General features: G+C 33.8%; 11 protein-coding genes and 2 pseudogenes. 8 read left to right on the top strand and 5 right to left on the bottom strand.

From position 1 onward, the window contains the following. Window positions 1–74: 74 nt before the first annotated feature. Window positions 75–434, top strand: coding sequence for a hypothetical protein (locus ACSR9O_RS21525; RefSeq protein ID WP_491725059.1), 360 nt, complete (start codon window positions 75–77; stop codon window positions 432–434). Window positions 435–762: 328 nt separating this feature from the next. Here the strand turns inward: ACSR9O_RS21525 and ACSR9O_RS21520 are convergent, their stop codons facing one another. Continuing rightward, window positions 763–957 (bottom strand): hypothetical protein, encoded by a 195-nt coding sequence (locus tag ACSR9O_RS21520; RefSeq protein ID WP_491725058.1) that lies wholly within the window; start codon window positions 955–957, stop codon window positions 763–765. A 328-nt stretch (window positions 958–1,285) separates the two neighbouring features. Here ACSR9O_RS21520 and ACSR9O_RS21515 point away from each other — a divergent pair, with 328 nt between their 5' ends. Both ACSR9O_RS21515 and ACSR9O_RS21510 read left to right on the top strand, forming a co-directional pair. Next, the gene (locus ACSR9O_RS21515) at window positions 1,286–1,678 is read left to right on the top strand and encodes a patatin-like phospholipase family protein (protein ID WP_491725496.1); all 393 of its coding nucleotides are present in this window, start codon (window positions 1,286–1,288) and stop codon (window positions 1,676–1,678) included. Between the two features lie 20 nt (window positions 1,679–1,698). Then, on the top strand, window positions 1,699–2,985 hold the full coding sequence (locus tag ACSR9O_RS21510; protein ID WP_491725057.1) for a patatin-like phospholipase family protein: 1,287 nt from the start codon (window positions 1,699–1,701) through the stop codon (window positions 2,983–2,985). Window positions 2,986–3,849: 864 nt separating this feature from the next. Here the strand turns inward: ACSR9O_RS21510 and ACSR9O_RS21505 are convergent. Continuing rightward, window positions 3,850–4,155, bottom strand: a pseudogene (locus ACSR9O_RS21505) (GIY-YIG nuclease family protein); the annotation flags it as partial. Window positions 4,156–5,089: 934 nt separating this feature from the next. Beyond that, window positions 5,090–6,516 (bottom strand): annotated as a pseudogene (gucD, locus tag ACSR9O_RS21500) (alpha-ketoglutaric semialdehyde dehydrogenase GucD). A gap of 64 nt (window positions 6,517–6,580) precedes the next feature. On the opposite strand from gucD, the gene ACSR9O_RS21495 reads away from it, so the two are divergent. Beyond that, entirely contained in the window at window positions 6,581–6,898 is a 318-nt protein-coding gene (locus ACSR9O_RS21495) for a hypothetical protein (RefSeq protein WP_491725056.1), read from the top strand. Between the two features lie 402 nt (window positions 6,899–7,300). Here ACSR9O_RS21495 and ACSR9O_RS21490 read toward each other — a convergent pair whose 3' ends face one another. After that, window positions 7,301–8,434 (bottom strand): site-specific integrase, encoded by a 1,134-nt coding sequence (locus tag ACSR9O_RS21490; RefSeq protein WP_491725055.1) that lies wholly within the window; start codon window positions 8,432–8,434, stop codon window positions 7,301–7,303. A gap of 346 nt (window positions 8,435–8,780) precedes the next feature. After that, window positions 8,781–8,978: a helix-turn-helix domain-containing protein gene (locus ACSR9O_RS21485; protein WP_283867318.1), complete on the bottom strand. Its 198-nt coding sequence runs from the start codon at window positions 8,976–8,978 to the stop codon at window positions 8,781–8,783. Window positions 8,979–9,410: 432 nt separating this feature from the next. Here ACSR9O_RS21485 and ACSR9O_RS21480 point away from each other — a divergent pair, with 432 nt between their 5' ends. The 4 genes from ACSR9O_RS21480 to ACSR9O_RS21465 all read left to right on the top strand — a co-directional run bounded on the left by ACSR9O_RS21480 (window position 9,411) and on the right by ACSR9O_RS21465 (window position 12,525). Beyond that, on the top strand, window positions 9,411–9,758 hold the full coding sequence (locus ACSR9O_RS21480) for a hypothetical protein (RefSeq protein WP_283867319.1): 348 nt from the start codon (window positions 9,411–9,413) through the stop codon (window positions 9,756–9,758). 508 nt (window positions 9,759–10,266) lie between these two features. After that, on the top strand, window positions 10,267–10,635 hold the full coding sequence (locus ACSR9O_RS21475) for a DUF2750 domain-containing protein (RefSeq protein WP_283867320.1): 369 nt from the start codon (window positions 10,267–10,269) through the stop codon (window positions 10,633–10,635). A 325-nt stretch (window positions 10,636–10,960) separates the two neighbouring features. Next, window positions 10,961–11,779, top strand: a complete 819-nt coding sequence (locus ACSR9O_RS21470) for a MerR family transcriptional regulator (protein ID WP_053535405.1) — start codon at window positions 10,961–10,963, stop codon at window positions 11,777–11,779. 62 nt (window positions 11,780–11,841) lie between these two features. Further along, window positions 11,842–12,525, top strand: coding sequence for a DUF554 domain-containing protein (locus tag ACSR9O_RS21465; RefSeq protein ID WP_034314427.1), 684 nt, complete (start codon window positions 11,842–11,844; stop codon window positions 12,523–12,525). The last annotated feature ends 57 nt before the right edge of the window (window positions 12,526–12,582 follow it).

The following is a 12,582-nucleotide window of genomic DNA, read 5'->3' as shown; positions in this document are numbered from 1 at the left end:
GTTCGGGTGTTACCTATCTTATTTTTTATGCATCTTCAAAAAACTTAAGCTTTTAAAAAAGGAGAGATGGAGAAATGGAGCACAAGAGAACAGAATATGAAATTGGAGGAAAATTATTAATTGGATTTGGAATTGCAGCAGCAACATTTTTGGGAACTATATTTATGAAATCTAAGAATAAATCAGAAGCAATAAAGTCGGGTATGCCAATTAAAGATAATAGTGAAACAGAATTTGAATTTGACCCAAAAACAAAGAAAGTTAAGGTAAAAAGGAAAACTGAATTTGATGTTAAAGAACCGGAGAAAGAAACAAAGACAATCATAAAAGAAGTACCCGTTGTAAAAGGGTTCAAGAAAACAAAAAAAGTTCAAGTGGATGTAGATGAAAACGGGAATGAAATTCCAGGAACTCAAAAAGATTTTGTTGGATGAAAAGATATGCTAGTAGCGGGTGCTTTTACTTCAATTAGGAGTAAGGCTTTTTTCTTTGCCTTCAACTATTAGTATAGCAAAATAAAGAACTCTAAATAAATTTTAGTAAATGCGCTCCTATGCTTCTTAGTCCTATAGAGCTTGCTGCCTCTTGGATAATCCTCCAAGCACTTTTCCGATTGATTGGTTGATTTATTCCTTTACGTACGACTTTGGAAAATATATTGGTTCAATTCTCCTTTAAAATTTTCCTTTATATACTCCTTCAAATGCTTTTAAACACATTTTGTCATAGCAATCTTGTTGTTCTTACCAGTTTTTGTTTCCTTCAATTGAAAGTGACTATACAATTTACATCAGGACCCATTACGTCTGCATACCGGAGCTCCAAAAGGTCTGAAACCCTCATTGCTGTATTAATACCAATGATAAATAACAAGTGTTCCCGTGGACTATTTTTCAGCAAGGTCTTCATCGTTTCAATCAGTTTTCGTTCCCGGATTGGCTCTACAAAAAACTTCATACCGGTACCCATCCCCAATGAGATTTACCCTATTAATATATTTCATTATGTCTCATTCAAAAACTACTACTCTCTGAGTGCTAGTGTATTGAATGATCAAGAACCTTATGGCTCTAGGGTCGAAAAAAATTTAACGAATGGGACACAATGTGATTGTGTCTCATTCATAGGCGTTAGAATTACTTTTATAATCAATAACAATAACCCCTTAAAAGGAGAATGCTTAAAAAAAATTTTTTATATTTTGTATAGGAAAAATTAGGTAATAGTAGTATTCTTTAATAAGAACACCAGAATTCACCTATACAATTGGAGTGTGAGTTTGATAATGACAAAGATGAGCAGCATTAAAGTGAAACTAAATCAAGGCAGCGCGAATGATCGGGAAAACAGAGGTGCTGAATTTGAAAAAAGTGTCCTACCTCTTTCAGTTGGAGGGTTTGAGAAAATTGGTTTAGCTCTTTCAGGTGGAGGGTTTAGAGCTTCATTTTTCCACTTAGGGGTTTTAGCTAGGATGGCTCAATTAGATTTATTACGTCATATAAAGGTAATATCGACTGTTTCTGGTGGATCAATTATTGGTGCTCTATATTACATAAAATTACTTAAAAGGAAACCTCAAACTCAACAAGATTACATAAACCTAATTAAAGAATTAGAGAGCGATTTTGTTGACGGTGTTCGTAAAAATATTCGTAATAAAGTATTTTTTCCTGGTTAAATGAATTTAGAGCAGTATTTTTGAACAGAGAAAAACTTCTCGGAAATTTCTATGATAAATTTTTTTATAAGGACAATTATAAAATGTCTGACCTCCAAAGCGATGGTATGCCGGAGTTGATCATAAATTCTACTCTTTTAAGTAATGGGAGAAATTGGTATTTTAAGACAAATTGCATGGGTCAATATGAAGATGAAGATATAAATTTCCCAGAAACAAAGTTAACTTATACATCAGAAAGTCAAGTTTATTTAAAAGATGCAGTTACTGCTTCTTCTTGTGTACCGGGAATATTTAATTATACAAAGTTATTTTTAGATTCGACTGTTTACAAATTTGTTGATGGAGGTGCATTTGATAATCTTGGAGTTTTTTCTCTAAACAAGGAAAAGGAAAAATGGGATTTGATGATAATAAGTGATGGTTCAAAACAACTTACTTCCCAAGACTTTATTCCAAGAAACCGTTTTAGAGTATTGAGAAGAAGTTATGATTTAAGTTTGGAATTAAATAAGAATCTAATGTTAAAAGATTTAGAAAGTCAAAAAATATGTTACAAACATATCCACTTAAAATTAAAAAAACCCACACAAGTTCATGAAAGTGTCGGTGAAGCATTATCAAATATTAGGACCGATTTGGATAAATTTGATAATGAAGAATGGAAATCACTTGCTCATTTTGGTTACGAGCTCTCTGATAATGAATTAAAATTAATTCCATATGCATCATCACAACCTAATGTTGCATTTTCATTTAATGACATATCATCTAAGGTGAAATCCCCAAATCCATTCTATTTAGCCAAATTGAAGTCCGGCTCAAATTTAGGCAAATTTGGTGGAAGGATGCTTTATCATTGTGATGATTCTGAAAACGAATATTTAAAACAACATTGGGACGCGATAAAAGAAATATGGAGAAAGTATAAAATTTATCTAGTTTCCTTTCTAGTTTGTTTTATGCTTTTTTCTATAGAAAAATTTGCAATTGACCATAAGTTTTTACAAGACCCTGGTTTGAAAAGTTTAATAACTACCTGTATTTTTATATTTTTCTTTATTCAGTTGTTTTTATTTTCAATTCTAGCATCAGATTTTTCAGTGGATTATTCAATACGGAATGCAATTAAATCAGAGGATGGTTTAGAGGATGAATTCCAACAGATGCCAAAAATTTTGAAAATACTGATTGCAGCTTTATTCTATATTCTAATCGTTCCACTTTATTATTTTTTTAATTGGAAACAAGAATCGGAACAGAAATGGAAACGGAAACACATTCCTTCACTTCAAATTATTCAATGACCTATTTAGGAAAAATGTTATTTATTAAAATAATTCATCTAATAATATTATTAAGTATATATGTTATGATTTTAGCAAATGTATTTATACTTATTATTTGGCTTATAACTAAAGTAATAAGCTAAATAGAAATGAAAACGATCGACTCATTATTTGAGCGATCGTTTTTTATATAAGAAGATTACAAATGATATTAAGTAAAAAGAAGCGGCAAGTGTATTTCGCAATTAAATAATGTTGTTAATGGCAGTATGTTTTTTGAATGAAAAATAACCGAAAACAATCGAGTCATAATAAAAACTTACCTATTTTCGGCTTATTATGATTTTGGGACACTGAAGTTATTAAAACTGAATCTATTTTGGATGATGTTATTGAAAAAGTAGCAAAAGAAGCCGGTGTATCACGCGAATATGTTGAAAATTATATGAAACGAAACCTTTTCGCATGGTTTGAAGAAAGGGATGATAATGACTAGAAAATTTAATCCGCCACTAGAACCTTATTTGAGATTAATAGATAACATTATAAACCCGTCAGATGATGTTCCAAAAGATATAATCCTTATCCAAGAGGAATCGGCAGAATATAAAATGCTCTTATTGAAATTGAGAAGTGCAGAAAATTTTCTTGATATTAAATACTAACAATACAAGCTGGACAAGGTGAATTATGACAACTCTATGTAAAAGTAGCTGTTGCAACAGGTATAGTATTGGGAAGACTGTATCTCGATAATTCAATTAAAGAAAACAAAAAAAATCTAAACTACGAGATAACAAGCGTTTCTTAAATAAAAAAGCGCACTGCTGCGCTTTTTTTATATTTTAGGTGTACAAGCACCAACCTAGTGTAGTTTTGGCATTATTTCATGCTAAGTGAAACAGAGTATATTGGCTTCAATATGGCATTTAAGAAATCTTCAACGCATCCCCTTAGCAAGATATCTTCTATTACCACAAATCGAATTAAAAACATTTTCTCAATGAAATAATCTATTTCATCATCAGTTGTAACTGCATCAAGCTTTCTAGTCTTTTTTTGACCCAGAAGTGCTTGCCTAAAACTAGATTTACCTTTGCCATTTAAATGGACATCAAATACTCTGTCTCTCAAATCACCTGTTTTTCCAACGTAAACACACTCATCATCTTTGGTAGTAAAAAGATAAACTCCACCTTTCTTTGGAAAATCATATTTTTCAGTGTCTTTATCTCTAAAGGTTCAAGAGCCATAATATCAAAACTTATCTGTTCCAACTTTGACTTCCATAAAGGTTCAAAATTCATAACAGACTTTCCTTTTTTACTTCTAGGGGTTTACAGAAATTGCAGGATTCCCACGAATTACCACGTTTCTCCTTTACAAATTCCAGTAGTTCTTCAATGTTGTTGGAACATACCTTTTCGTATTTAGTTGTTCTTTTTCCTTCATCACTCTTTCTCCGAAGGTATGGACAATCTGCTATATGTACCTTATTCATTTTTGATTGTTTTTCTGCTCCATCAAAGTAATTCAAGACGTATCCGGACTTATTTTCCTTGTACCACGCTTCAGGAGCAGATTAGATTAGGTTATGTGCATGCAAAAAATATTGCGACACAATTACAGGGAGCTTCATTAACTAGTGTAGTTGATCCAATCCCTGGTCTAGAAACAAGTAGCAAGAGAATTGAGGGTTGAGAATACGCAAAATGTGTATTTGCTTTTCCTCAAAACCCAAGTCCCTTAGCCTTAAGTTGGATAACTCATTAACCCGGATTCCGCTTCCTAAGAAGAGCGATAAAAGTTAAATTTTTTTCTGAATTCACACCCTTTTATCCTATTAATTCAATAATATTGGAAGATAACGGATGTAAAGGGGGCGAGTTTATGACGGCTATTATACGCCTTATTTTTTTATTTATGCAGGTTTTTATACACCTCGATTTAGCAAGCTTTGTTCTATTCTCTACAATAAAAAGTGCATAAAAGCAATAGCTTTTATGCACTTTCTAAGTATCAATTATAAGTTTTTGAGGGTTCGTTTTTTAAGTAGGTTTAGTTCATGAGAACATAATTAATAGCTAGAACCTATCTGGTATATATACTTCTAAACAATCATTTATGCCTTTACAAAAACGGTTTTAATAGAAGTGAAAAACTCAATTGCAGCTTCTCCTTGCTCACGAGAGTGGGAGCTAGATTGTTTCATTCCCCCGAATGGGGCTTGCAGTTCAACTCCCGCAGATTCAGCATTAATACGTACGAGACCAGCATCCATCTTATTAATAAAAGAGAGCATGTGACCAATATTTTTAGTGAAAATAGAAGCACTTAGTCCAAATTTCACGTCGTTTGCAATTTGTAATGCTTCTTCTAAAGTCTCAACTTTGATAAGGGCAAGCACTGGTCCGAAAATTTCCTCTTGGGCAATAGACATTCTATTACTTACATTTTCAAAGACAGTAGGTTCCATAAAGAATCCATTGACTAATTCATCTTCCCCCAAACGTTTACCGCCATAAATCAATGTCGCGCCCTCTTCAATTCCTTTCTTTACGTAAGAAAGTACTGTATTCAACTGGTTCTCACTTGCACATGGCCCCATCCATACATCTTCTTTTAAACCATTCCCAATTTTTATTTCCTTTATCTTTTCAATAAGTTTATTTTTGAACTGCTCGTAAACTTTACTTTGTACGATTACACGACTTGTAGCTGTACATTTCTGTCCCGTAGAACGGAGGCCTCCACTAATAGTTGCTTCTACTGCCTCTTCTAAATCGGCGTCATTGGCTACAATGAAAGGATTCTTCCCACCCATTTCTAACTGATATTTAGCACCACGCTTTAGAGCTCCTAGTCCAATTAATTTACCAACCGCATCAGATCCAGTGAATGTAATTCCATTAATATCCGGGTGATTAGTAATCGCTTGACCAATGACAGACCCAGGGCCTGTCACCATATTAATAGTACCCATTGGAATCCCTGCCTCGTCAAAGCATTCTATTACTTTGGCTGCGGTTACTGCGGTTTCTTGAGCTGGGTTTAAGAATAACAGTATTTCCATAGATGAGTGCCGGCGCTATTTTCCAGATGGGGATTGCCACTGGGAAATTCCAAGGGGTGATAACACCTACAACTCCAAGGGGAGTACGAGTAGTGAACATTAGTGCTTCAGAATCCGATGAAGGAATCACATCACCTATTTTTCTCATTCCTTCTCCTGCATAATAACGAAGGATAGCGACACCTCTAGCTGTTTCCCCTTTTGCTTCCAGAAATGTTTTTCCCATTTCACGAGTCATCGTTTCCGCAATTTCATCAATACGTTGCTCGAGTGCATTCCCGAGCTTCCTTCGCAGCAAGAACAGCGTTATCTAAATCTTCTTTTTCAGACTGTTGTACATAACCGATGATTTCATGATGATTGGCTGGATTGATACTAGTATCAACCTTTTGAATAGAAGCAGTTACCCATTTACCATTGATATAGTTTAAATACGTTTTTACGTCAGTTTTTACGTTCACCTTATATACCCCCATATTCCTTGAACAGGGGAGTCCCGCTGAAGAGTTCCTGGTTTCTAAACTTTATATCGAATATCATATGTCATCGTTTGATATGTCCACAAATAAATTAGGTAAATTAAATATTGTTAAATCAGGTAACCCCCAAAAAATTGATGTTCCTAGGAGTAAGGTCACAGCAAAAGGGAATATGTCAACTAGAATCACCTTCGATGGAGAAGACCTTATCACAAATATAACGGGAACAGTCAATGACATGTATATTGCCGAAAAGACTCTTTTTCCAAACATTTGGCAATGGGCAGGTAATAATTTTACTACTATTATCAGTACAATAATAACCGCATGGTTAACTGCATTTTTAGGGCGAGAATCGTTATATAAAAAAAGGGAATAAAGTGTATTTTATATATAAGTGGTTAAAAAAGTGGAAGTCCAAGCTGAACTATAAATAATAAATAATTGGATTTTATTTTTATTTATTCTACGTATTTATTTGGTTTAAATTGTACAGGCAAATAACTTTAGAGGGCTAATTTTGGTGACCCGGTGGCGACGAAACGGCGACGTTAAAAACTTTTTTTTATTTTCTATAGGATACCGTCCTATGAAATATGGGTATTAGAATTGTTATATAACAATAGCACTACCTTGACAGGGAAGGGGTCGTGGGTTCGAATCCCTCACAGGTCATCAACTAACAAAGGCTTAAATCCTTGATATAACAAGGATTTAGGCCTTTTTTATTTTGTCTTACTGGATGCGTTTAGATCAACGATAGTGATTTGCTCACATTTTGCTAACGTGACTTCTGAAGAGCATTGTGGAAAATATCAGCTACTTCATCATCTTGGTTTGGAATCAAATGGGCGTAATTCTTTAACGTGATGGTAGGATCCGAATGTCCTAAACGAGCCGCTACTTTGACGATATCTACCCCTTCAGAGATCAAGATGGAGGCGTGTGTGTGCCGGATATCGTGAAACCGAATGGATGTCACGTTAGCGGCTTTACTGATACGTTTCATCACACGTAACACGTTCCGTGGATCTTGTAAGGTGCCGATTTCTGTACAAATGACTAAGTCTTGGGCTTGATACTGTTCACCAAGCCTTTTCCTCTGTGTTTCTTGACGTTCTTTATGAGCCTTTAATTCCTTGACAAGGAAATCAGGAATCGGGACTTGCCGTTTTGATTTTTTCGTTTTCGGCGTTGATAAACGATATCCTTTATTCGGGATGTGAGAAAGGGAACGTTGTATCCGGATAGATTTTTTTCCAAAGTCAATATCGCTCCATTTTAGCCCAAGGAGCTCTCCTTTCCTCATTCCCGTATAAATAGCGAGTAAGAACGTTAGATAATGTCGTTCCCCTTTGCAGTGATTAAGGAACGAATCAATCTCATCAAAAGACCATATCTTCATTTCTTCTTTTTTCACCGAGGGTGGATCAGCATTGATCACCGGATTAAAACTAATCTTTTTCCACTTTACAGCTTGACCGAAGGCCTGGTTTAACAACTGGTGTAATTTTCGTATGGTACTTGTACTATACTCCTCATCTAATTTGAGGTTATAAAAAGCATCGATATCTTCGGTCGTAATTTTTGATAGGGGCTTGTTGGCAAAAGGATTTTCTCGTATTAAGTGCTTATCCATCAAATACTTTCTGCTTGATGCCGTTGTTTCTTTAATCCTTTTTTGATAATGGGACGTAAACCAAAATTCCATATAGGATGAAAAGGATTCTTTGCTCGGTTCCAGATATCGATTTGCATCCAGCTCATTTAGAATCTTTCGAAGAGCAGCATCTGCATCTTTTTGACGAGGAAAACCACCCTTTGTTTTTTGTCTACGTTTACCTGTAATCGGGTCTCTTCCTATGTCTACAATATATGACCAAGTATTTCCCCTTTTTTTAACAGTGCCTTTCATATTGCTTGCCCCCATATCCTATTGTAGTTTGTGTTAGAACATTGGAAAGCAAGTGGTCTAGTATCAGTTTGACCACTTACTTTCGGTTCTATAAGCCACTCTTTTCCTCTAGTTTTCAGATAGCAGCTTGAATAGTGCTACTTGTGCATCTTTTTGGCGTGTGAGTCTGCTTTATGTTTTTTGTATACATTCACCTGTTAGCGAATTTTTCTCAAAATCTACTATATGTTCAAGAGTTTTCGCTCTTTTTTGAGCTACCTCTCATTATGCTAACCTCCGTAAATGTTTGATAAAAATTATGTAAGGTAAGTAGGTAGTTCGGTGATATGACTACGCACTTACAGTTTTATAAGCTGCTCACTTGTTGTTGGGTCAGCCAATTAAAAAACTCATCACGGAGCACACGTTTGCTGCGACCTAATTTAATAAGTGGAAATGATTTTTGTTCCATTAACTCATAAGCAGTTGGCTTAGACACCATCAAAATTTCAGATAAGTGCACAGCTGTTAGGATCATTGGATAATCTTCGATGTTTTTAGTCATACTTTATTTCTCCTTTTAGTTTTATTTATTAGTTTAATAGTGATTAATTTGAATTAACTTATTTAATTCGGACACATTATATTTTTTTAATTTCACTGTTTTCAAGGGTTTGTCCAAAAAATAAAAAAAATTTAAAAACCGACTATTAATTGCATTAAAAGCCGGTAATTCTAAAGAGGAATAAATTTAGAAGTATAAATATGTACCTTTCTATAAAGAGAGTGAAAAGGTCTCTTCTAGAAGGCTAAGCTAATTGGCCGGAATTTTTATAGTTGTTAAGCTAACGGGTGCGTTAGCTGAAGATCGGAGCTGTCTTTAAGGCAGCTTTTTCTTTATGGAACTAACGGGGCAGGTTAGTGCTACTCCAAAAAGTTCCATTTGTCCATTGAGCAAAGAAAATAATTACGGTAATGTTAAATTCAAGGGATTAATATGCCAAATAAAAGAGGAGGAAAAATCATTAATAAGAACTTAATTTTGGTAAGTCTAGTGTTTATGTTTTTAACTGCTTGTTCTAATACTCCTAAAGATCCAGAAATATTTTCAACAAATAAGAAAGAAAAGGAAATTGAATCATTGATTTTTAAGGAACTTGGCAAGCAGAAGGTTGACGTTGTTGTAGCTTATGGAATATCCACAGAAACCAACTCAGTTAATTTGGGGATTAGAACTTCAAAAGAAGATTTCGATAGTACAAAACAAAATCTGGAAAAAATAGTGAATAAAACTCTTACTAAAAATGGTATAGAAGGTTTAGCAGTAAATATAAAAAAGAAGTAAATTAAATTTGTTGAAAACTGGCCGATAAAAAACGATTTAATGAATTTGTGAAGAAATCTACTTAAACTAACAGGTGCTTTGCTTCAATAAGGGAGTTGCTTTGGCTGCTCTTTTTCTTATGGAGCTATCGGGGCAGTTTAGTTTAATAAGACTTTAGAATCAAACTATCAGTTGAAACCTTTTTAGGGGAAATCTCGTATACAGATTTAGGAAAATGTTTTTTAGAAAAGGAGAAACAGGTTATGTTTATAGGGGATATTATATTTCAAGTAATTGTTTTCGGAGGTATAGCATTAATTTTAGGTGTTTTAGGTTATTTATTATTTAAGAGGACAAAGAAAAGCTAATTAAATTTCTAATTTAAGTAACGATTGCTTTACTTATCAGGAGTTGATCAGCAGCTCCTTTTTTATGCAACCATCGGGGCAGTTTAGTTCAGGAAGGAAAATTACAGAAAGATATAGAAACTTGTATATTTTCTAACAATTATCATAAAGGAATGAAATAAATGAAATTAATTAAACGATTTATTTTAAACCGTCCTGCTGAAAAGCGACTTGCATATTTTTATGGTATGGTTGCAACGGATGAACAGGTGTGGTTACTACGCGACGAAAATGGCGACTTATTACTATTAGAAGATGATGATGGAGACTATCCATTTTTACTACCTGTTTGGCCAAGTCGAAGTTTTGCTGAAATGGAGTCTGCCAATATAGATGAGTCATACGAAGCGTTCAACATACCACTTTTGAATTTTTTCGATTTACTAGTTGATATTGAAAATGACGGTGGTGCCACAGCGATTTTCCCAAATAAAAACGATACAACCATTCAAAAACGTGATGAAATAAAGGAAATGATTCGCAATTTATAGCAAGTAAGATGCTCCCTTACATTAAATTGGAAAATTTAAAGTAAGACAAGATCGTACATCTAGTTTTATGTCATATATTTAATTGTAATATTTATAAAATAAATAAAACCGCAATTAGACTAGTAAAAGAGAAACCTTTTTTTATTAGTAGGTCCAATTCTTTAGTAGAAATTGATTTTCTTATGGAACTAACGGGTGCTTTACTTCATTATCAGGAGCTGATTAGCAGCTCCTTTTCTTATGGAACTAACGGGGCAGGTTAGTTTAACTTCATATAATTGTGTATTATAGTGATAATATAAAGTTTTTCTAAAGGAAGATTAAATTGAAGAATAGATTTTCAATTGGAGAAATGGCTAAACTCCATAATACGACCATAAAAACCCTTCGATATTATGATGAAATTGATTTATTAAAACCTATACATACGGATCTAAACAACGGTTATAGATATTATTCAACGGAACAATTTGAACATTTGAACACTATTCATTATTTAAAGGAATTAGGTTTTTCATTAAAGGAGATCAAGGGACATCTAGACGACAGGAATATCGATGGTTTTTTGTATCTCTTAGAGGAACAGAAACGATTAACCGAAAAAAAAATGAAAGAACTGGAACGAATTAACCGAAGGTTCCAAAATCGAATCAAGGACATTAAATTAGCACGAGAAATAAAAGAATTGGAAGTGCCATTCATACAGGAGAGGAAAGAGAGAAGGATAGTAAGATTAATGGAAATAATCAGTTCAGAACCTGAGATGGAAGTTTCCTTACGACGATTAGAGAGTCTGTCTAATATGAGTTCTTCTATATTTATTGGGGGAGTAGGTCTTACGATAAGTATTAATAATACATTAAACAACAAGTTCAATGAATATAACTCGATATTTATTTTAGTCGAAGAAGATGATATTCAAAATCCTTTAGTGACAACTCTTCCCGAAGGAATGTATGCCTGCATTTATTATAATGGAAATCACAGCGATTCACCCGAACATTATAGAAGCTTACTCAATTGTATTCAAGATAACGGTTTCCAAGTTATCGGGGATTCCATTGAAAGAACAATAATTGACCATTATATCTCAGGTAGTAAAGAAGACTATCTGACAGAAATACAAATACCAATAAAGTGTTGACCCTCCCGTTACAGGAGGGTCTATATTTTTTGATAGAACAATAATTAAAAGGAGAAATGATTATGTTTGGAACAATCTTTAATACAATGATGATAGTAATCGGAAGCATTATCGGAAGCATCTTTAAAAAGGGGATAAAAGATGAATATCACAACATTCTAATGCAGGCTATGGGGTTAGTTGCGTTGGGGTTAGGAATAAATGCACTAGTGCAACATTTACCTTCCAGCAAATATCCGGTACTTTTTATTGTAAGCTTAGCCGTAGGGGGATTGCTCGGTCAAAGGCTGAATTTAGAATCAAAATTTAATGCTTTAGTTAATAAATATTCCAGAGGTAATTTAGCTGAGGGGTTAGCGACTGCTATCCTATTATTTTGTATTGGAACGTTATCTATTTTAGGTCCTGTAGAGGCAGCGTTAAAGGGAGATTATACGTATCTGCTTGCAAATGGGGTGTTGGATGGGATTACCTCGATTGTATTAGCATCCACATTTGGTATTGGGATAGCTGTTGCAGGAATTGTTTTATTTATTTGGCAAGGTGCCATTTATTTAATTGCTATTTTAATGGAGAACTCCATAAATAATGATCTTCTGAACGAAGTGACGATTGTAGGAGGTATATTGATAATCGCATCTGGTTTAAATATTTTGGGGATTAAGAAATTTAATACTTTAAATCTTCTACCATCAATAATAATTCCTCCTATTGTATTTTTAGTTATTCATTTTTCTCATTTATAATATTTGTGAAATATTACACTTAAACTAACGGGTGCGTTTAATAAGAAAATGATAAAA

The sequence above is a fragment of the Peribacillus sp. B65 genome (assembly GCF_058513295.1).
The sequence above is the reverse complement of the archived record's forward strand: the minus strand, read 5'-3'. Positions and strand labels throughout refer to the sequence as shown.

Excerpts from the sequence above, each read along its gene's own strand:
- ACSR9O_RS21525 (WP_491725059.1), top strand. The coding sequence starts at position 75 with ATGGAGCACAAGAGAACAGAATATGAAATTGGAGGAAAATTATTAATT.
- ACSR9O_RS21520 (WP_491725058.1), bottom strand. The coding sequence starts at position 957 with ATGAAGTTTTTTGTAGAGCCAATCCGGGAACGAAAACTGATTGAAACG.
- ACSR9O_RS21515 (WP_491725496.1), top strand. The coding sequence starts at position 1,286 with ATGACAAAGATGAGCAGCATTAAAGTGAAACTAAATCAAGGCAGCGCG.
- ACSR9O_RS21495 (WP_491725056.1), top strand. The coding sequence starts at position 6,581 with ATGTCATCGTTTGATATGTCCACAAATAAATTAGGTAAATTAAATATT.
- ACSR9O_RS21490 (WP_491725055.1), bottom strand. The coding sequence starts at position 8,434 with ATGAAAGGCACTGTTAAAAAAAGGGGAAATACTTGGTCATATATTGTA.
- ACSR9O_RS21485 (WP_283867318.1), bottom strand. The coding sequence starts at position 8,978 with ATGACTAAAAACATCGAAGATTATCCAATGATCCTAACAGCTGTGCAC.
- ACSR9O_RS21480 (WP_283867319.1), top strand. The coding sequence starts at position 9,411 with ATGCCAAATAAAAGAGGAGGAAAAATCATTAATAAGAACTTAATTTTG.
- ACSR9O_RS21475 (WP_283867320.1), top strand. The coding sequence starts at position 10,267 with ATGAAATTAATTAAACGATTTATTTTAAACCGTCCTGCTGAAAAGCGA.
- ACSR9O_RS21465 (WP_034314427.1), top strand. The coding sequence starts at position 11,842 with ATGTTTGGAACAATCTTTAATACAATGATGATAGTAATCGGAAGCATT.